This window comes from Halomonas sp., assembly GCF_033549285.1.
Classification (GTDB): domain Bacteria; phylum Pseudomonadota; class Gammaproteobacteria; order Pseudomonadales; family Halomonadaceae; genus Halomonas.
Map to the genome: position 1 here is coordinate 1 of NZ_JAWSUJ010000094.1, position 17,624 is coordinate 17,624.

Sequence of the window (17,624 nt, forward strand, 5' to 3'; positions counted from 1 at the left end):
GAGCAGCACCGGGCCATGCTCGGGAAAGCGTTCGGCAGCAAGCAGCGCCATGCCCATCGCGACCCCGGCCTGGGGGGTCAGCGCCAGGCCGAGGTTCCCCGGCAGCTCGGCCTGCCGGTGCCGGGCGAGTCGCACGCCGAGCATGCCGCCCAGGTAGCGCCCCGCCAGGCGCAGCAGGATGTAGGCCAGGGTCAGGCCGAGCGCCTCGTCCAGGCGGTAGAGGTCGATGCTCGCGCCCGAGAGCACGAAGAAGAACACCAGGAAGGGCCACTCGATATGCTCGATCTCGTTGAACGAGCGGGTGTGGTGGCGGGAGAGGTTGGCCACCAGCGTCCCGGCGAGCATGGCCGCCAGCAGCGACGAGACCCCCAGCCAGGCAGAGGTCCCGGCCAGCAGCAGGATCAGCGCGACGGCCTCCACCTGGGTCGGCTCCCCCCGGCGCAGCCGGCCGGTCAGCCAGGCGGCCGGCAGCCCGATCGCGGTGCCCAGCAGTATCGCCCCGCCCAGCTCCCAGACCGCATGCAGCAGCGCCAGGCCGCCATCCCCCGAGAGCCACCAGCCGAGCAGCGCCATGGCCAGGCCGAAGGCCAGGACGCCCCAGCCATCGTCGATGGCGACGATCCCCAGCAGCAGCCGGGCGCGCAGCCGGCTGTCGTGGCTCTCATGGATCGTCTCGCTGACCGCCGCCGGGTCGGTGGCCACGGAGATGGCCGCCAGCGACACCGCCACCGCCAGCGGGAACCCCAGCGCCAGCAGGCCGAGGCCGACGGACAGCACCCCGGCCAGGATCACCGACAGCGAGACGATCAGGATCAACGGCCCGGTGCTGCGCAGGCGATCCAGGGTCAGCTCGCCGCCGAGCAGGAAGGCCACCATCACCAGTGCCACCTGGATCAGCGGCTCGGCCAGGCCGTCCAGCGGCCGGGCACCGGGCTGGTCCAGGCCCCACTGCTGGATGACCGCCACCCCCACGCCCACCATCACCAGCAGCGAGATACGCGGCAGGCAGGTCCGGCTGGCCACCGCGTCGGCCAGGATGCTGGTGGAGAGGATCGCCCCCAGCAGCATCAGGCTGGCCGCGGCAAAGCTCGGGTCGACGGGTAGCCAGGCGAGTGTGTCGGGGAGCGTCACCGTGTCGTTTCCTCATGGCTCGGGGAGGTTGTCGAACGCCCAGCCTAGCATGACGTCACCGGGCATCGCGCCCGGGGCAGGGAAGCCTAATCGACCAGCCGGCCGATCCGGAAGCGCTCCAGCATGCCCTCGGCGAAGCTGCTGTGAGGCCGGCCGGGGCGCTTGTTCTCCCAGGCCTCGCTGGCATCGCGGCCGCACCACTCGAGCATCACCGCAGCGGGGGTCGGGTGGTCGGAGATGAAGCCGGTGACGTCATAGACCGCGCCGTGGATGGCCTTCCAGCAGCTCTCGGCGCTGTCGTGGCGGGCCAGCTCCTCGCGGGTGATGGCTTCCGGGTCGCCGGGCACCGCCGCGTCCGGCGAGGAAAGCGCATTGATCGAGACCAGGGTCAGCACGCTGGAGAGGAAGGCGACGAAGGCGGTGTAGGCGACGATGTTCACAGGAAATCGAGGACCTCGCTATGGATGCGTGAGCGTGGCACCCCCTGGCCGACGAGCAGCCGCCTCAGGTGGGCATTCATGGCCGGCGGGCCACAGAGGTGGATCTCCCGCTCGGCGACGTCGGGGCAGTGCGCGGCGAGGAAGGCCGCGTCCAGGGCGCCCCGCTCGAGGTAATAGTGCGCCATCACCGAGAAGCCGGCCAGCCGCTCGGCGATCGCCTCGAGCTCGTCCAGGTAGTAGGCCCGCTCCGGGCGGTTGGCCAGGTAGACCAGCAGCACCTGCCCGCCCACCGCCCCGCGGGCCAGCAGGTCCCGGGCCCCGCCGACGAAGGGCGTGATGCCGATGCCACCGCCGAGCCAGAGCCGGTGGCGCCCTGACGGGTGGCGGCCGAAGAAGTCACCGTAGGGGCCCTCGACCTGCACCAGCGAGCCCGGCGTCACCGACTGCAGGGCATGGCTGGCATCGCCCAGGTCCTTGATGCCGATGCGCAGGCGATCATCGGCCGGGGCCGAGGCGAGGGTATAGGGATGCTCCTCGCCGCGGCCGGCCGAGAGCGTCTCGTCCAGCGGGGCCAGGTAGACGAACTGCCCGGGCTCGTGGACCAGCCGCTGCCCCTCGGGGGCAAGCACCAGCTCCACCACCCCGCGGGCCAGGGGCTCCACCGCCTCGATCCGATAGGTCAGCCGCGCCCGGCGCGAACCCAGCTTGCGCCAGGCGATGGCCGCCAGGCCGGCCAGCCCCAGCAGCCACCATGGCCAGGCCTCCCCCGCCAGCGGCAGGGCGTGGGCCAGGGCCAGCAGCAGGGCGGCGGCGGACACCAGGTGAAGACGCTTCCAGGCCTGGTAGCGGGGCCGGCCGAAGAAGCCGAAGGTGGGGGCGAGGAACAGCACCATGGCCAGCCAGGCCAGCCAGCCGAGCCAGACGGGGCCCCGGGAGAGGGGCGGGAAGAGCACCTCCACCGCCACCGGCAGGCCCAGCGGCACCACCGCCAGTGCCAGAGCCAGGACATGGACCATCAGCAGCACGAAGGCGCCGAAGCCCAGGGCGTGGTGCAGTCGCCAGAGCCGTGCCAGCCCGCCGAAGGGACGGTCCCAGCCCGGCACCCGGATGCTGGTCGCCGCCGCCAGCAGCAGCATGGCGAGGCCCAGGATTCCCGCGGCATGACCGATCCAGGCCAGCCAGTCGCCGGCATCGGCGCCCGGCCAGCCCAGCCGCGGCAGGGCCACCACCAGCGGCAGCAGCGCGGCCACCGCCAGGGCGAGATCGCCCGCTCTCGGATGGTGTCGCATCCTCCCTCCCCTGCCCCGGTGTCGTCCTCCCATTGTTGTCCTGACGGTGCCGGAAGCAATGGAAAGCGTCACGAGTCGACGCTTCCTTGACCCCGGTCAGCCGCCGCAGACGCGAGGCGCCGAAGGCCTCGCCATCAACGGATGTGGCACCTTGTCGCGCCCGACTTGATCTGTGTCACACAAAGTCACGAGCCGGGGCCTACACTGAACATTCGTTACATCACCTTACTCCCTGATTCAGGAGATCATATGGCACGTCAAGACAAGGGCATCACCCCCTGGCTGGTCCTGGGGCTACCCGTCGCGCTGGGCCTCGCCTGGGTCACCCAGGGAACCGGGGTGATCCAGGATGACCCGGAGCGCAACATCGCGATCCCCGATGAGCTGACCATGCCGCTGCAGGTCCAGGCCGCCTACAACGATTCACACATCTTCTTCCGCTACCGATGGCCCGCCGAACGTCCGCATATCCTCCACGACGTGCTGGTCTACGAGGATGGCGACTGGGTGCGCAAGGGCAGTGCGGTCCCCGGCTCCAACCCGGATGGCCTCCACGAGGATCGCGTCGCGATGATGCTCGATGACGGCAGCGTGCCGGACTTCGCGCGTTACGGTGGCTACATGGCCATCGGGGCCGGGGCCGCCGGCCTCACCGACGAGGCCCCGGAAGAGGTCTCCAAGTCGATGCCCGGTACTCGCATCGACCTGACCGACTGGGCCAGTCGTCAGGCGCCGGAGACCCTCGAGGCCCAGCGCGAGGCCGGCTACTTCCTCGATCTCTGGCACTGGCGCGGCCATCGCTCCAACCCGCTGAACCTGTCCGACGACCAGTGGATCGGCGCAGAGCGCTCCGGCGACGCGGGGCGCAGCCCCTACACCACCAACTGGGACGGTGATGCCGGCCAGCCGCTGTGGATGCTCGACCCGGAAGAAGCGGGCCAGGCAGCGCTGCGCTGGGAGGACATCGAGGCCGGCCGGGTGGACTTCGACAGTCCCTACTTCCTGGCGGAGGACACCGCGATCGACTTCGATCCCGACCACGACTGGCAGAACGGCGATGTCATCCCCCGCCGGCTCGTCCGCCAGACGGAAGGCTCCCGGGGCGACATCACCGTGCAGGGCGAGGGGCGCTGGAACGATGGCTACTGGGACGTGACGCTCTCCCGCCGCCTGGACACCGGCAACCCGCTGGACGACAAGATCCTGCGCGACCAGGGGCTCTATGCGGCAGCCTTCTCGGTTCACCGCAATGCCACCGGGGGACGCTGGCACAGCGTCTCGCTGCCCGTCTCGCTGGGGCTGGGGCGTGATGCCGACCTCACGGCCACCTCCTTCCAGGGCAGCACGCCGGAGTGGGCAGATGACTGGTTCGACATGACCCTCTTCTACCCCGGCCAGGTGAACTGGCCGCTGCTGGTCAGCCGTGCCCACGCCGGCGCACCCGACATCGCCGAGGGCACGCCGGTCCATGCCCGGCACAGCGAACGACAGCTGGCGATCTACGGGGTGGAGATGGAGTTCAACGACGCCATCATCCGCCAGTGGGGCCTGACCCTACTCGCCGGCCTGATCACCATGCTCGGCGTGGCGATCGCGCTGCTCCCCGTGTTCCGCGACACCTCCACCAACCGCAAGGGAGAAGCATCATGAGCGGCATGCACCATATGCTCGTCCACTTCCCGCTGGGCTTCTGGGCACTCGCCACCCTGATGATCCTGATCGGCGCCCTGCTCCCCGGCCGGATGGCCGAACTCAACCGCGTCGCCCTGCTGCCGGTGCTGGTGCTGAGCCTGCTGGCCGCCCTGGTGGCCATCATCAGCGGCTTCCTGGTCTGGCCACTGGAGGCCAGCACCGCCAGCCCCCTGGCGCGCAATCACATCCTCACGGCGCTCTGGTCGCTGGGCGTCTTCACCATGCTGACCGTGCTGGTCTGGCGGGCGGGCCGCTCGGCCTTCGTCGGCGCAAGCCGCTGGGCCCTGCTCCTGCTGGCGCTGATCGGCATCTCCATCTTCGCCACGACCGGTACCATCGGCGGCCACCTGGTGGGGGCCACGACCCAGTTCTCCGAACTGCTGAAGCTGTTCGGCTGGGACGTCTACCACACCTTCTTCGTCCCGACCTGGGTGATCGGCGTGATGGTGCTCATCGGCATCGCCTGTGCCGTCCTGGGGCTCAAGGGGCGCCGCACGGCCAGCTGAGCCCCACCCCGCCCTGCCCCGATAAAGAAGGCCCCGCATTGGCGGGGCCTTCTTCATGAGCGGCGGATGAGCCCGGCCTACTCGAAGCTGAAGCGCGGTGCCGGAGCGTCCGGCAAGAGGGCCGCGCAGGCGCGCACCCTCTCCAGCAGTGCCTCGTGGGTGGGCGCCAGCAGGTTGACGTGGGCCAGCTTGCGGCCGGGGCGCTCGCTCTTGTCGTAGCGGTGCAGATGGGCGTCCGGCAGGGCCAGGATCTCGGCCGGGTCGCCCTCGCGGCCGATCACGTTGACCATGCAGGTCGGCATGCGTGCCGAGGTATCGCCCAGCGGCAGGCCCTGGATGGCGCGCAGGTGGTTCTCGAACTGGCTGGTCACCGCGCCGTCGATCGACCAGTGGCCGGAGTTGTGCACCCGGGGCGCCATCTCGTTGGCCAGCAGGCTGCCGTCGGCGCACTGGAAGAGCTCCAGGGTCAGCACGCCCACGTAGTCGAGCTCGTCGAGCAGGGCGCGGATGTAGCCATCGGCGATCTGCTCGACCCCCTCGTCCAGGTCAGGCAGGGGGGCGATGGAGTAGCGCAGGATGCCGTCCACGTGCTGGTTCTCGGCCATGGGATAGAAGGCCACCTCGCCGTCACGACCGCGCACGGCGATGATCGACACCTCGCGCACGAAGTCGACGAAGGCCTCCACGACCAGCCGCGGGTGGTTGATCACTCGCCAGGCGTCATGGGCCTCGGCCGGGTCCTTGAGCACCGCCTGGCCCTTGCCGTCGTAGCCCTCGGTGACCGACTTGGCCACCACCGGGCAGCCCAGCTCGCGGGCCGCGGCCTCCAGCTCGTCGGCGTGCTCGACAAGGCGGTAGGCGGGGGTGGGGATGCCCAGGCGATCGAACAGCGCCTTCTCCTCGGCGCGGTTCTGGCAGACGCGGATCGCCTCGCTTGAGGGATGGACCGGCCTGACCTCCTCGATGGCCTGGACCAGCGAGACCGGCAGGTGCTCGAACTCGTAGGTGACGAGGTCGACCTTCTCCAGGAAGGCCTCGAGGTGCTTCCGGTCGGTATCGATCATCACGTCCCCGATGCCGGCGCTGGGGTGTCCGGTGGTGTCGAGGAAGGTGAAGCGGTTGGCCAGCGGGTAGCCGGCGAGGGCCAGCATGCGGCCGAGCTGGCCGGCCCCCAGGACGCCGATATTCATGGTGGGCTCCTTCATTCGCTGTCAGGCCGGGGATCGGGATGGTCGAGCACCGTACGAGTCTGCTCGGCGCGGAAGGCCTCCACGGCGGTGCGCACCGTCGCATCCTGCAGGCCGACGATCTGCGCGGCCAGAAGGCCCGCATTGGTGGCGCCGGCCTTGCCGATGGCGAGCGTGCCCACGGCGATGCCGCCGGGCATCTGCACGATGGAGAGCAGCGAGTCCAGGCCCTTGAGCGCCTTGGACTCCACCGGCACGCCGAGCACCGGCAGCGCCGTCTGGGAGGCCACCATCCCCGGCAGGTGGGCGGCCCCGCCGGCGCCGGCGATGATCACCTGGAGGCCGCGCTCGGCCGCCCCCTTGGCGTAGTCGAAGAGCAGGTCCGGGGTGCGGTGGGCGGAAACCACCCGGGTCTCGCAGGGCACGCCCAGGCGCTCGAGCATCGCCACGGCATGCTCCATCACCGGCCAGTCGGACTTCGATCCCATGATCACGCCAACCTTCGGCGCCTGTGTATCGGACTGCATGGCCTGCTCCTCGGCGACTGCCTCAGTACGGTAGTAGAGTGCGGAAAAGCCGGCCATTCTAGCGCTGCGGGCCTTCGCAGTCATCTTGACCACTCGGCCAGCCTCTTCCCCTCCCCTCCTGTCGCCGGAAGAAGACAGCGGCTTGCATGCTGGATGCGACTTTGGTTGCTAGGGTCATGGTGAGGGGGCAGCAAGGACAAGCCCACCAGGAAACCCTCAAGGAGAATGACCATGAAGCGTTCACTGATCTTCACCACGGCACTGGCCGGTTCGCTGCTGCTCGTCGGCTGCGACTCCGACAGCGAACCGACCGACCAGGCCACACAGCAGGAAGAGACGGCCGAACAGGAGCTCCAGCAGGCGGAAGAGTCGGCTGAACAGAGTGCCGACGAAGCTGCCGAGGCCACCGACGAGGCGGCCGATGCGGCGGAAGCGGAAGCCGAACAGGCCACCGAGGACGCTGGCAACGCCCTGGACGAGGCCGCCGACGAGACGCAACAGGCGATGGAGGACGCCAGCGACGCCCTGGAGGCCGCGGGTGACGAAGCCGTTCAGGAAACCAGCCAGGCCGCCGAGGACGCTGGCGAGGCACTGGACGAGGCCGCCGACGAGACGCAACAGGCGATGGAGGACGCCGGCGATGCCCTGGAGGCCACGGATGACGAGGCCGCCGCAGAGGCGAAAGCCGATGCCGAGGCCGATGTCGACGCCGAGACCGAAACGTCCACTTCCCAGTAGGCCGACAGGCCGAAATGCGCAGGGCCCGCCCGGCAACCCCGGGCGGGCCCTGCGCGTCTGGCCGCCAACCTCAGCCGGCCGGTGCCCCTGCCTGGCGGCGGCTGGCCAGCCAGTTGCCGGCCAGCCCCAGCACCATCACCGCCACCCCGGCGACCTCCACCATCAGGTTGGGGTAGAAGGCCGCGGCGATCGCCGGCAGCAGCACCACGCGCACCGGCCAGGACATCCAGGTGAACAGGAACCCCTCCAGGGCCGCGGCGAAGGCCCCCAGGGCCAGGAAGCCGATGAACGCGGTCCATACCAGCACCGGGAGTGACCCGCCCATGATGATCTCCGGGTTGTAGACCATGAACAGCGGGATCAGGTAGAGCCCCTTGGCGAACTTCCAGGCCTGGAAGCCGGTCTCCATGGGCTTGGCCCCGGCGATCGCCGCGCCGGCGAAACCGGCTAGCGCGATGGGCGGCGTGACGTTGGAGTCCTGGGAGTACCAGAACACCACCAGGTGGGCGATCAGCAGCGGCACGCCGAACTCGGCGGTCAGCGCCGGCCCCACCAGCACGATCAGCACGATGTAGCTGGCAGTGACCGGCAGCCCCATGCCCAGCACCAGGCTGGCCAGCAGCACCATCACCAGCGCCAGCAGCAGGTTGCCGCCGGAGAAGGCCATCATCATCGAGGAGAACTTCAGCCCCAGCCCGGTCAGGCCCACCACGCCGACGATCACGCCGGCCACGGCACAGGCCATGGAGACGGCCACGGCATTGCGCGCGCCCAGTTCCAGGCCGCCGACCAGCTTGACCAGCCCGGCCTTGAGCGCCTCGAGCAGGGTCTCCCCGGTCACCTTCTGCCCCTCGCGCGGCGCGATGAACAGGAACCACACCGCGAAGCGCAGCACCGCCACGGCCAGCATGGTGAGGATGGCGTAGTAGCCCACCCGCATCGGCGACATGTTCATCACCAGCAGCCACACCAGCACCAGCAGCGGCAGCAGGAAGTGCCAGCCGGCGCCCATCACGTCGCGCATCTGCGGCAGTTCCGAGCGCGCCATGCCCTGCATGCCCTGCTTCAGGGCGATGATGTGCACGAAGAGGTAGACGGTGGCGAAGTACATGATCGCCGGCAGGATGCTGACCTTGACCACTTCGAGGTAGGGCATCCGGGTGTACTCGGCGATCAGGAAGGCTCCGGCGCCCATCAGCGGCGGCATGATCTGGCCGCCGGTGGAGGCCGCCGCCTCGATGCCGCCGGCCTGGTGGGGCTTGTAGCCCAGGCGCTTCATCAGCGGGATGGTGAAGGCCCCGGTGGTCACCACGTTGGCGATGGCGCTGCCGGAGATCGAGCCCATGCCCGCCGAGGCGATCACCGCCGCCTTGGCCGGGCCGCCGCGCTGGCGGCCGGTGGCCGCATAGGCCAGGTCGATGAAGAACTTGCCCGCACCGGTGATCTCCAGGAAGGCGCCGAACAGCACGAAGACGAAGATATAGGTGGCCGCCACCCCGAGCGGCAGGCCGAAGATGCCCTCCTGGCCCAGGTAGAGCTGGCCCACCACGCGGTCGATATTGTAGCCGCGATGCTCGAGGATGCCGGGCAGGAAGGCGCCGAGCCACGGCAACTCGCCGCGCGGGCCGGCGAAGGCGTAGAGGATGGCGACCACGCCGATGATGGTCATCCCCAGCCCCACCGCCCGGCGCGCCGCTTCCAGCACGGTGACGGTGGCGATGCAGCCGACCACGATGTCGGTCTGGCTCCAGAAGCCGGCGCGGTTGATGATCTCGTCGAGGAAGAGCACCAGGTAGCCCCCGGTGATCAGCGCCCCGCCGAGGAAGACCGCGTCGACCAGGCCGCTGACGGGCCCGCGATCATGCTTCGGCCCCAGCAGCGGGAACATCAGGAAGGCCAGCATCATGATCAGCATCAGGTGGATGCTGCGCTGGTAGAAGAGGCCCAGCGGCTGGATGCCGGCGGAGTAGAGCTGGAACAGTGACAGTCCCACCGCCACCAGGGTGATCAGCCACAGCACCTGGCGGGAATGGTTCGCCTGGCTACCGGGAATGACGGGGGAGGTGCCCGAATCGCTCATCGTGGTTCTCTCGCAGGGTTGTCGTTCAGTCAGGGGAAGCGGCAGCCGAGGTCAGGCGGATCGTCACCCGCCGGTTCGCGGCCAGGCGACTCAGGCTGATGCGCTCGCCGTCCACCACCAGGCGGTGGTCGACGCGCATGGCTCCCACCCGCAGCCGGTAGGCGTTGCCCGGCACCGGCTCGTCGATCGCCTCGATCCAGTAGCCGCCCTCGCCGTCGGAGACCTGGCGGCCGCGACCGGGAATATGGTCGAGCCCCGCCGCGAAGTCGGGCAGGTGGCTGCGCTCGAGCACCATGCGCCCCTGCCGGTGGCGATAGCAGTCCAGCACCGGGAACCCCTCGACCGAGTGGTTCCACTCCAGGCACCAGCCCTCCCCCTCGGGCATCGGCAGGCTCACCAGGCGCTCGCCTTCGGCGTCCAGCACCTCCAGCCGGGCCTCGTCCTGGCCTGCCGCCGGGCCGGCCAGGACGAGACCCGCACACAGCAGCAGGGCGGGCAGCCAGGCCCGCCCTGCTGTCAGGCGCCAGTCACGCATCGCCTCAGGGGCGCTGGTGGTCCTGGACCTCGGCGCCCACCTCCTCGTAGTAGCGCAGCGCTCCCGGATGGAAGGCAATCGGCGTCGACTCCACGCTGAACTCCACGGTGGTGTCATTGGCCGCCGGGTGGATGGCGATCAGCTCGTCGGTCTGCTCGAAGAGCACCTGGGTGATCTGGTAGGCCAGTTCCTCGTCCATCTCGCTGCTCACCGCCAGCACATTGGGGATGCCGATGCTCTGCACCGCCTCGTCCATGCCCTCGTAGAGGCCGGCCCTCAGCTTGTAGGCGGCGAAGACAGGCTCGGCCTCCCTGGCCTTGGCGATCTCCTCCTGGGTCAGGCCGATCAGGCGGATGTCGCGGGTGGTGGCCAGGTTCATGATCGAGCTGGTGGGCGGGCCCACGCTCCAGAAGCCGGCATCGATGTCGCCATCGCGGATGGCGTCGGCGGTCTCGTTGAAGTTCAGGCGCCGCGGGTCGAAGTCGTCGTAGGTGATGCCGTTGGCCTCGAGCAGGGCTCGGGCGTTGAGCTCGGTACCGCTGCCGGGCGCGCCCACGGAAACCGTCTTGCCCTCCAGATCGGAAAGCGACTCGATGCCGGAATCGGCCATGGTGACGATCTGCACGGCATTGGGGTAGATCGAGGCCAGTGCCCGGATGTTCTCCAGCTGGCGGCCCTCGAAGTCGCCGGTACCGTTGTAGGCCTGGTAGACGGTGTCGGCCAGCGCCAGGGCCAGGTCGGAGTCCCCGCGCCACACCAGGCCCATGTTCTCCACCGAGGCACCGGTGACCTCGGCGACGGCATCGGCGCCCTCGATGTGGTTGCCGATCAGCTCGGCCAGGCCACCCCCGTAGGGATAGTAGGTGCCGCCGGTACCACCGGTGGCAATGGAGAGCTGCTGGGCGGCAGCCAGGGGGGCCGTGGCCAGCAGCGTGGCGGCGGCGGCGTACTTGAAGAAACGCATGGCAATCCTCCGGTCCTGGAACCAGGTTTGTTGTGGAGTGTCTCGGCGCCGGCATCTCGTGGCGCCTCGCCTCACGCTAGCACGGTCGCTGCGTGAGAACCCAATGCCACTATTTCTACGTTCCTCGGGATTTTCGGCAATTCCCCCAAGGTCGAACGCTGCCTCAGGCCTCGACCAGGGCCTTCACCTTGTCGACGATATGGGCGCCGATAGGGATCGCCGAGGTGGCCGCCGGCGAGGGCGCATTGCCCACGTTGACGGTGCGCGGCGTGTTGACGAACAGGAAGTCGTCCACCAGCTTGCCGTCGCGGGAGACCGCCTGGGCCCTCACCCCGGCCGGGAAGGGCTCGAGATCCTCCAGGCCCAGGCTCGGGCAGTACTTGCGCACCAGCGCCAGATACCCCCGCTTGTGCAGCGAGTTCTTCATCTCCGTGAGGCCCGGGCGCAGGTTGCGACCCAGCACCCGGAGGATGCCCGGGTCGCTGAACATCCTGGCCATGTCGCCGAGCGATACGTCGCGCCGGCGATAGCCCTCGCGCTTGAAGGCCAGCACCGCATTGGGGCCCACGGTGACCGAGCCGTCGATCATCCGCGTCAGGTGCACCCCCAGGAAGGGCATGGAGGGATCCGGGATCGGGTAGATCAGGTGGTTGACGATGTCGTTGTGCTTCTCCGGCAGCCGATAGTACTCGCCGCGGAAGGGGCAGATGGTGAAGCCGGGATCCTGGCCCAGCATGCGTACCACCCGGTCGGCCATCAGCCCCGAGCAGGTCACGAGATAGCGCCCGGTGACCTCGCCGGCGCCGGTGGTGACCACCACCTCCTGGCGCCGCTCCTCCAGGGCGGTGACCTCGGCCCCGTAGCGGACCTCGCCGCCCATCCGCTCGAACTCGGCGGCCATGGCCCGGGTTACCGCGGCGTAGTCGACGATGCCGCTGGAGGGCACGAAGATGCCGCCGACCCCGGTGATGTTGGGCTCCCGCTCGGCGAGCGCCTCGGGGCCCAGCCACTCGCGCGTGAGGCCGTTGGCCTCGGTGCGCTCCCACAGCGCCTGCATGCGCTGCATCTCCAGGTCGTTGGTGGCCACCAGCAGCTTGCCACAGGTGTCGTAGGGAATGTCATGGGCCTGACAGAACTCGACGGTGGCGCGGTTGCCCGCCAGGCAGAAGCGCGCCTTGAGGCTGCCCGGGGTGTAGTAGACGCCGGCGTGGATCACGCCACTGTTGTGGCCGGTCTGGTGGCGCGCCGCCTCGCGCTCCTTCTCCACCACCAGCATGCGGCGATCCGGATAGGCCTGCTTGAGCTGCATGGCGGTGGACATGCCCAGGATGCCGCCGCCGATGATGATGAAATCGTACATGCCGTTCTCGCTCCTCCAATGAGACGGCCACGCCGTTGTCACGGCGTGGCCTCGTCAGTCTAACCCGTCGGCCGGGTCGCGGCGCCTGAGCTCGCTCTGCTCAAGACTGGCGCGGGTTGCGCAGGGTCTTGGCATGGGTGAAGTAGCCGCGCTGGCGCATCAGCTCGCGACGCAGCTCCGGGTGGGGCTTGAAGCGATCCCGGCCGTGCAGCCAGAAGTGGTTGTTGATCAGCAGGAAGCTGCCCACCGGGTTCGGCACAGAGAGGATCGCCGGGCTGTTCTCGAGCGACTCGGAGAGGTCGGTCAGCCAGTTGCCTTCCTCGAAGTCCTTGGGCTGCACGAACTGGTCGATGTAGGACATGATCGGCAGGCCGCTGGCGTCCACGTCGAAGACCGCATGGTAGATGTCCCTGGCGACATTCTTGCTGGGCGGCGCGGTCCAGCGCATCGCCCGGCGTGCCAGCGGATGGTGATAGAAGCGCTCCAGCCCCTCCCAGTCGTCCAGGTGCAGCAGCAGGGAGTTGCCGCCCTCCATGTGCTGCTCGTCGATCTTCATCATCAGCACGTAGTCGGTGTCCTGCTCGACGAAGGTGCCGTCGTTGTGCAGTTCCATCACCCGGTGAGGCTGGCGCAGGTAGCTGTCGGACTCATCGACGTTGCGCACCACGAAGCGGGCATAGTACTGGCCGCTCATGGCGTCGTAGTTGGAGCGCCCCATCAGGTGCGCCACGGCGGTGGCGAACTTGACCATCTCGTCGGCCTGCTCGACGGAGCCGAGCCCTTCGGGAACCACCTGGAAACCACCGGTGGTGCGATCCACCAGGGTATTGACCAGCACCGGCTGCAGGGTGTTGTCGCAGAGGTCGTCGAGGATCTTCGCCACGCGGAAGCGCAGCATGGACTTGTACTCGAGGGCCTGCACCGGCCACTCGGCGACGGCCTCGAGGAAGGCCACGACCACCTCGCGGCTGACGGTCAGCTGCAGCAGGCGCGAGGACTGGGCGGAGGACGCCAGCGTGAAGCCGCGGATATCGGCGGGCAGGGGCATGGCGGTCTCGGGAAGCTGGGTCAGTACGGTCATGTCAGGGGCTCCATGGATTACGTGGACACAATACAAAAATATCTATATTTTTTATTTGTGTCAAAAATAAAGGACGACCATTGGCCATCCTTTACGTCCTGTCGTCGATGGCCGCCCCGGGAAGCCCCGGGGCGGCCGCCTGCAGGGCCGAGGGGTCAGCGACCGGGATAGGGGTCCGCGCCTGCCAGCTCGCGCTTCATCATGGTGTCGCTGTAGGCGACGCCATAGCGGTTACGCGACCAGGCGTAGAGGACCAGGCCGATCAGCATCCAGCCGGCGAACATGAACCACTCGATGGTGGAGAGCGCCGAGGGGCTGCCCGGCAGGTACATGCCGATCAGCATCACAGACAGGATCACCGACAGGGCACCCACGGTCTTGCCACGGCGGACCCGGAAGGGGCGCGCCATCTCCGGCTCGCGCCGGCGCAGCACCACGAAGGAGAGCGCCACGAAGAGGTAGGCGATGACGATGCCCAGGCCACCGGCCACCACCAGCCAGACCAGCGCCTGGCGACCGAAGAAGGGCGCGATGGAAGAGAGTGCCCCCATCACCAGGATGGCGTTGGTCGGGGTGCGATGCTTCGGGTGCAGCTTGGCCAGGAAGGCCGGCAGCATGCCGGAGTGCGCCAGGGCGTAGATGGCCCGCGAGCCACCGATGTAGAAGGCGTTCCAACTGGTGATGATGCCCGCGATGCCGGCCAGGATCATCAGGTTGCCGGCCCAGGGCGCCTGGAAGGCCGCCTGCATGGCATCCGGCACCGCCAGGGAGCTGGCGCCAAGCGCTTCGGGATCGAGCATCAGCGCGGTCCCCAGGATGATGAAGGAGTACCAGAACACCGCCAGGATCACCGAGATCATCAGCACCCGGCCGATCTCGCGGAACGGCAGGTTGATCTCCTCGGCGGCCTGGGGGATGACGTCGAAGCCGACGAACATGAAGGGCACCATGATGATCACCATCATGACGCCGCCCATCACGCCCTCCTCGACGCTGAACAGCGGCTGCATGGTCTCGGTGCTGCCCTGGAACAGCGCGCCGGTGATGAACAGGATGCCCACCGCCAGGATCAGCAGGGTCACCACCTTCTGGACCAGGGCGGCGGTGCGCACGCCGATGTAGTTGATCCACATCATCAGCACCGACCCGGCCACGCCGACGGCGACCCAGGTGGCCTTCACGTCCCAGCCGGCGATGTTCCACATCTGCCCCACGGCATAGTTCGGGAAGAGGTGCTCCACCACGGTGGGCAGCGCCACGGCCTCGAAGGCCACCACGCTCACGTAGCCCAGGGTGATGGCCCAGGTGCAGAGGAAGGAGGCGAAGTGCCCCATGGCCCGGTAGCTGTAGACGTGCTCGCCCCCGACCTGGGGCATCGCCGAGGCCAGCTCGGCATAGGTCAGGCCCACCAGCACGATGATCAGCCCGCCGATCAGGAAGGCGGTGATCGCTCCCAGGCTGCCGGCCGACTGGATCCAGCTGCCGGTCAGCACGATCCAGCCCCAGCCGATCATGGCGCCGAAGGCCAGGGCCAGCACGTCCTTGCGGGCAAGGACTCGCGTCAGGTGCGTCTCCGTGGACGTCTCGTTGTTCATGTCAGCCTCTTGGTCGGTTGTCGATTGTGGTGATGTAAGATTTTTTCATGAAACATCGACAAAAATAGTAAACGAAGGACAAACGTTCAAGGAATATTGAACACCCGCCGCCTAGACATTTGTCGCAGCCGGTCCATGTCGGTCGCGGAATCCCCACATGGCTGGACGATGCCTTCCCTCGGCAGGCCTTGCAGTATAAGGATATGCCTATACAGAGGCAGCCACCGACGCTACATGTCGGCCATCTGCGGTGCCGCCCGGAAAGTTCGATATTCTGCACACCCTGCCCCGTGCCGCGACCCCGCGAAAAGGCCTCGAATAACACCAAAGAATCATCGAATCGATACTGGCAAAATCGCCGTATACCCCCCATAGTGTGGCTGTCGAAACCGCCCACTGGAGCATCATGAGCACGGCACGTCACACCGCCCACGCGGAACTCACCGACCCCCCGCGAAGCTGCCCTGACCTCGATGTCAGGGACCTGGAAAAACGTACACGCCTCATGCGCATCATCACGCGGCTGATCGCCGTGTCTGACCTCGGCAGCAAGGAGATCGCCCGCCGCGCCGGCCTGCCGATGCAGAAGATCAGCGACCTCCTCTCGGGGAAGCTCGAACACCTCTCCGTGGACGAGCTCCGTCTCGTCTATCGCACCATCGACCCGAGCGGTTCACCGCCCTGATCGCCCCCTCCCGCGGGAGGCCGACACGACCACGAACAGCGAACGCTCCGCCTCAAACGCGGGGCGTTTTTTCTTGATGAGCCGGACATGGCACAGCGCCAGACCGGCCACTGCCATGCCGCCTGGCTCCGCCGGGCGGCTAGTCGCTCGAGAGGTAGTGCACGCTGAACAGCGCCTCGTCATCACACCAGACGGCGCGTGACCGGTAACCGGCACGCGCCGCCAGGGCCTGGAACCCCGCCACGCTGTACTTGCAGGAGTTCTCGGTGTGCAGCGTCTCGCCAGCCTCGAAGGCGAAGCGCTGCCCGTCGAGGGTGATGGCCTGGCGCTGCCGGCTGACCAGGTGCATCTCGATGCGCGATGCCGGCGCATTGAAGAAGGCCCGGTGCCGGAAGGCATCCAACTCCACCGCGGCCCCCAGCTCGCGGCGCATGCGCGCCAGCAGGTTGAGGTTGAAGGCCGCCGTGACACCCGCGGCATCGTTGTAGGCCGCCTCCAGGATCTCGTGGTCCTTGACCAGGTCGACCCCGATCAGCACCCCGCTGCCCGGCGGCATCGCCCGTCGCAGGCGGACCAGGAAGGCCTCGGCCTCGCGCGGGGTGAAGTTGCCGATGCTCGAGCCGGGGAAGAACGCCACCACCCGGCGGCCCTCGACGCCCGGGGGCAGCTCGAGGCGGCGCGAGAAATCCCCCCAGGCGGCATGCACCTCCAGCCAGGGGTAGTCCGCCGCCAGGCGACGGGTGCTCTGCAGCAGGAAGTCGCGGGAGATGTCCATGCCCAGGTAGCGGCGGGGGCGCATCGCCTCCAGCAGCAGCCTGACCTTGCGACTGGCACCGCTGCCCAGCTCGACCATCAGCGAATCCGGCCCGACCAGCGCCGCGATCTCGTCGGCGGCCCGGGAGAGGATGCCCTCCTCGGTGCGGGTCAGGTAATACTCGGGCTGCTCGCAGATCGCCTCGAAGAGCCGCGAGCCCCGCTCGTCATAGAAATACTTGGGCGACAGGGCCCTGGGCGAGCGACCGAGCCCGAGGATCACCTCCTCGCGAAACGAGGGCCCCGCCTCGTCGAGATGCTGGTCATGGAACTGCACGGCAGTGGTCATCGAGGACCCTCGCGGGCGAAAGGTTCGGGTGGCAGGAGACGACAGCACGCGGACACCGCGATGGCGTCGTACCCTCGTTTTACCTTTAGACTGTGGCGGCAACGCCAATGCCCCATCAATCTAGAGCGAGCCTGACCATGCAGCAACCGCAGCAGCCCCCGGGGTTACAAGCGTTACGGGATATCGTCCTGGTCGGCGGCGGGCACACCCACGTGGGGGTGCTGAAGCGCTTTGCCATGAAGCCCGAACCGGGCGTCAGGCTCACCCTGATCTGTCGCGACACCCATACCCCCTACTCCGGCATGCTGCCGGGCTATGTCGCCGGGCATTACACCTACGACGAGGTGCATGTCGACCTGCGCCGGCTGGCGGAATATGCCGGGGCACGCTTCTTCCGCGACGAGGCCATCGGCATCGACCACGATGCCCGCACCGTGCTCTGCCGCTCGCGCCCCCCGGTGCCCTATGACTGGATGTCGATCAATATCGGCTCGACGCCGCGCGTGGATGCGGTCAGCGGCGCCGGCGAGCATGCCGTCCCGGTCAAACCGATCCACCAGTTCAACGACCGCTGGGAGACCCTGCTCCGGCGCATCGAGGAGCACCCGGGCCGGACCCGCGTCGCGGTGGTCGGCGGCGGCGCCGGCGGTGTCGAACTGCTGCTGGCCATGCAGTACCGGCTGGGCAGGGAGCTGGCCGCCCGGGGGCGCGA

The 17,624-nt window shown here is 68.4% G+C and carries 17 protein-coding genes; 5 read left to right on the forward strand and 12 right to left on the reverse strand.

Features of this window, described 5'->3' with window-relative positions; genetic code table 11:
* The 3 genes from SCI24_RS17060 to SCI24_RS17070 form a co-directional block, all read right to left on the reverse strand.
* Nucleotides 1-1,131, reverse strand: a 1,131-nt coding sequence (locus tag SCI24_RS17060; protein WP_318726521.1) for a cation:proton antiporter, incomplete at its 3' end; no start/stop codon positions are given.
* A gap of 86 nt (nt 1,132-1,217) precedes the next feature.
* Nucleotides 1,218-1,571 (reverse strand): cytochrome b5-like heme/steroid binding domain-containing protein, encoded by a 354-nt coding sequence (locus SCI24_RS17065; RefSeq protein ID WP_318726522.1) that lies wholly within the window; start codon nt 1,569-1,571, stop codon nt 1,218-1,220.
* Complete coding sequence (locus SCI24_RS17070) at nt 1,568-2,860, reverse strand: ferredoxin reductase family protein (protein WP_318726523.1); 1,293 nt, start codon at nt 2,858-2,860, stop codon at nt 1,568-1,570. Before SCI24_RS17070 ends, SCI24_RS17065 begins: the two co-directional genes overlap by 4 nt.
* Before the next feature lie 249 nt (nt 2,861-3,109).
* Here SCI24_RS17070 and SCI24_RS17075 point away from each other — a divergent pair, with 249 nt between their 5' ends.
* Together SCI24_RS17075 and SCI24_RS17080 are read left to right on the forward strand one after the other, a co-directional pair.
* Nucleotides 3,110-4,510, forward strand: coding sequence for an ethylbenzene dehydrogenase-related protein (locus SCI24_RS17075; RefSeq protein WP_318726524.1), 1,401 nt, complete (start codon nt 3,110-3,112; stop codon nt 4,508-4,510).
* Nucleotides 4,507-5,058 carry a hypothetical protein gene (locus tag SCI24_RS17080; RefSeq protein ID WP_318726525.1) on the forward strand — a complete coding sequence of 184 codons (552 nt, stop codon included), beginning with the start codon at nt 4,507-4,509 and terminating at the stop codon, nt 5,056-5,058. Before SCI24_RS17075 ends, SCI24_RS17080 begins: the two co-directional genes overlap by 4 nt.
* Before the next feature lie 77 nt (nt 5,059-5,135).
* On the opposite strand, the gene SCI24_RS17085 is transcribed toward SCI24_RS17080, so the two are convergent.
* The gene (locus tag SCI24_RS17085) at nt 5,136-6,248 is read right to left on the reverse strand and encodes a 5-(carboxyamino)imidazole ribonucleotide synthase (RefSeq protein WP_318726526.1); all 1,113 of its coding nucleotides are present in this window, start codon (nt 6,246-6,248) and stop codon (nt 5,136-5,138) included.
* An 11-nt stretch (nt 6,249-6,259) separates the two neighbouring features.
* On the reverse strand, nt 6,260-6,772 hold the full coding sequence (purE, locus tag SCI24_RS17090) for a 5-(carboxyamino)imidazole ribonucleotide mutase (protein WP_318726527.1): 513 nt from the start codon (nt 6,770-6,772) through the stop codon (nt 6,260-6,262).
* Nucleotides 6,773-7,003: 231 nt separating this feature from the next.
* Here purE and SCI24_RS17095 point away from each other — a divergent pair, with 231 nt between their 5' ends.
* Nucleotides 7,004-7,510, forward strand: a complete 507-nt coding sequence (locus SCI24_RS17095) for a hypothetical protein (RefSeq protein WP_318726528.1) — start codon at nt 7,004-7,006, stop codon at nt 7,508-7,510.
* A 70-nt stretch (nt 7,511-7,580) separates the two neighbouring features.
* Here the strand turns inward: SCI24_RS17095 and SCI24_RS17100 are convergent, their stop codons facing one another.
* The 6 genes from SCI24_RS17100 to SCI24_RS17125 form a co-directional block, all read right to left on the reverse strand.
* The gene (locus tag SCI24_RS17100) at nt 7,581-9,590 is read right to left on the reverse strand and encodes a TRAP transporter fused permease subunit (protein ID WP_318726529.1); all 2,010 of its coding nucleotides are present in this window, start codon (nt 9,588-9,590) and stop codon (nt 7,581-7,583) included.
* A gap of 25 nt (nt 9,591-9,615) precedes the next feature.
* Nucleotides 9,616-10,125 carry a DUF1850 domain-containing protein gene (locus tag SCI24_RS17105; protein WP_318726530.1) on the reverse strand — a complete coding sequence of 170 codons (510 nt, stop codon included), beginning with the start codon at nt 10,123-10,125 and terminating at the stop codon, nt 9,616-9,618.
* Nucleotides 10,126-10,129: 4 nt separating this feature from the next.
* Nucleotides 10,130-11,089, reverse strand: a complete 960-nt coding sequence (locus tag SCI24_RS17110; RefSeq protein WP_318726531.1) for a TAXI family TRAP transporter solute-binding subunit — start codon at nt 11,087-11,089, stop codon at nt 10,130-10,132.
* Between the two features lie 163 nt (nt 11,090-11,252).
* Nucleotides 11,253-12,449 (reverse strand): L-2-hydroxyglutarate oxidase, encoded by a 1,197-nt coding sequence (lhgO, locus tag SCI24_RS17115; RefSeq protein WP_318726532.1) that lies wholly within the window; start codon nt 12,447-12,449, stop codon nt 11,253-11,255.
* 100 nt (nt 12,450-12,549) lie between these two features.
* Nucleotides 12,550-13,530: a glutarate dioxygenase GlaH gene (gene glaH, locus SCI24_RS17120; protein WP_318726533.1), complete on the reverse strand. Its 981-nt coding sequence runs from the start codon at nt 13,528-13,530 to the stop codon at nt 12,550-12,552.
* Between the two features lie 155 nt (nt 13,531-13,685).
* Nucleotides 13,686-15,125 carry an APC family permease gene (locus tag SCI24_RS17125; protein ID WP_318726534.1) on the reverse strand — a complete coding sequence of 480 codons (1,440 nt, stop codon included), beginning with the start codon at nt 15,123-15,125 and terminating at the stop codon, nt 13,686-13,688.
* A 406-nt stretch (nt 15,126-15,531) separates the two neighbouring features.
* On the opposite strand from SCI24_RS17125, the gene SCI24_RS17130 reads away from it, so the two are divergent.
* A complete protein-coding gene (locus SCI24_RS17130) occupies nt 15,532-15,810 on the forward strand; it encodes an XRE family transcriptional regulator (RefSeq protein WP_106230791.1) in 279 nt (92 codons plus the stop codon).
* Nucleotides 15,811-15,949: 139 nt separating this feature from the next.
* Here the strand turns inward: SCI24_RS17130 and egtD are convergent, their stop codons facing one another.
* Complete coding sequence (gene egtD / locus SCI24_RS17135; RefSeq protein ID WP_318726535.1) at nt 15,950-16,912, reverse strand: L-histidine N(alpha)-methyltransferase; 963 nt, start codon at nt 16,910-16,912, stop codon at nt 15,950-15,952.
* Between the two features lie 137 nt (nt 16,913-17,049).
* On the opposite strand from egtD, the gene SCI24_RS17140 reads away from it, so the two are divergent.
* Nucleotides 17,050-17,624 (forward strand): FAD-dependent oxidoreductase (locus SCI24_RS17140; protein WP_318726536.1); only part of this gene is annotated, 575 nt, incomplete at its 3' end.

Coding starts and splice junctions, on each gene's coding strand:
- SCI24_RS17075 (WP_318726524.1), top strand. CDS start 3,110: ATGGCACGTCAAGACAAGGGCATCACCCCCTGGCTGGTCCTGGGGCTA.
- glaH (WP_318726533.1), bottom strand. CDS start 13,530: ATGACCGTACTGACCCAGCTTCCCGAGACCGCCATGCCCCTGCCCGCC.
- SCI24_RS17130 (WP_106230791.1), top strand. CDS start 15,532: ATGAGCACGGCACGTCACACCGCCCACGCGGAACTCACCGACCCCCCG.
- SCI24_RS17100 (WP_318726529.1), bottom strand. CDS start 9,590: ATGAGCGATTCGGGCACCTCCCCCGTCATTCCCGGTAGCCAGGCGAAC.
- SCI24_RS17105 (WP_318726530.1), bottom strand. CDS start 10,125: ATGCGTGACTGGCGCCTGACAGCAGGGCGGGCCTGGCTGCCCGCCCTG.
- purE (WP_318726527.1), bottom strand. CDS start 6,772: ATGCAGTCCGATACACAGGCGCCGAAGGTTGGCGTGATCATGGGATCG.
- SCI24_RS17110 (WP_318726531.1), bottom strand. CDS start 11,089: ATGCGTTTCTTCAAGTACGCCGCCGCCGCCACGCTGCTGGCCACGGCC.
- egtD (WP_318726535.1), bottom strand. CDS start 16,912: ATGACCACTGCCGTGCAGTTCCATGACCAGCATCTCGACGAGGCGGGG.
- lhgO (WP_318726532.1), bottom strand. CDS start 12,449: ATGTACGATTTCATCATCATCGGCGGCGGCATCCTGGGCATGTCCACC.
- SCI24_RS17070 (WP_318726523.1), bottom strand. CDS start 2,860: ATGCGACACCATCCGAGAGCGGGCGATCTCGCCCTGGCGGTGGCCGCG.
- SCI24_RS17085 (WP_318726526.1), bottom strand. CDS start 6,248: ATGAATATCGGCGTCCTGGGGGCCGGCCAGCTCGGCCGCATGCTGGCC.
- SCI24_RS17095 (WP_318726528.1), top strand. CDS start 7,004: ATGAAGCGTTCACTGATCTTCACCACGGCACTGGCCGGTTCGCTGCTG.
- SCI24_RS17125 (WP_318726534.1), bottom strand. CDS start 15,125: ATGAACAACGAGACGTCCACGGAGACGCACCTGACGCGAGTCCTTGCC.
- SCI24_RS17080 (WP_318726525.1), top strand. CDS start 4,507: ATGAGCGGCATGCACCATATGCTCGTCCACTTCCCGCTGGGCTTCTGG.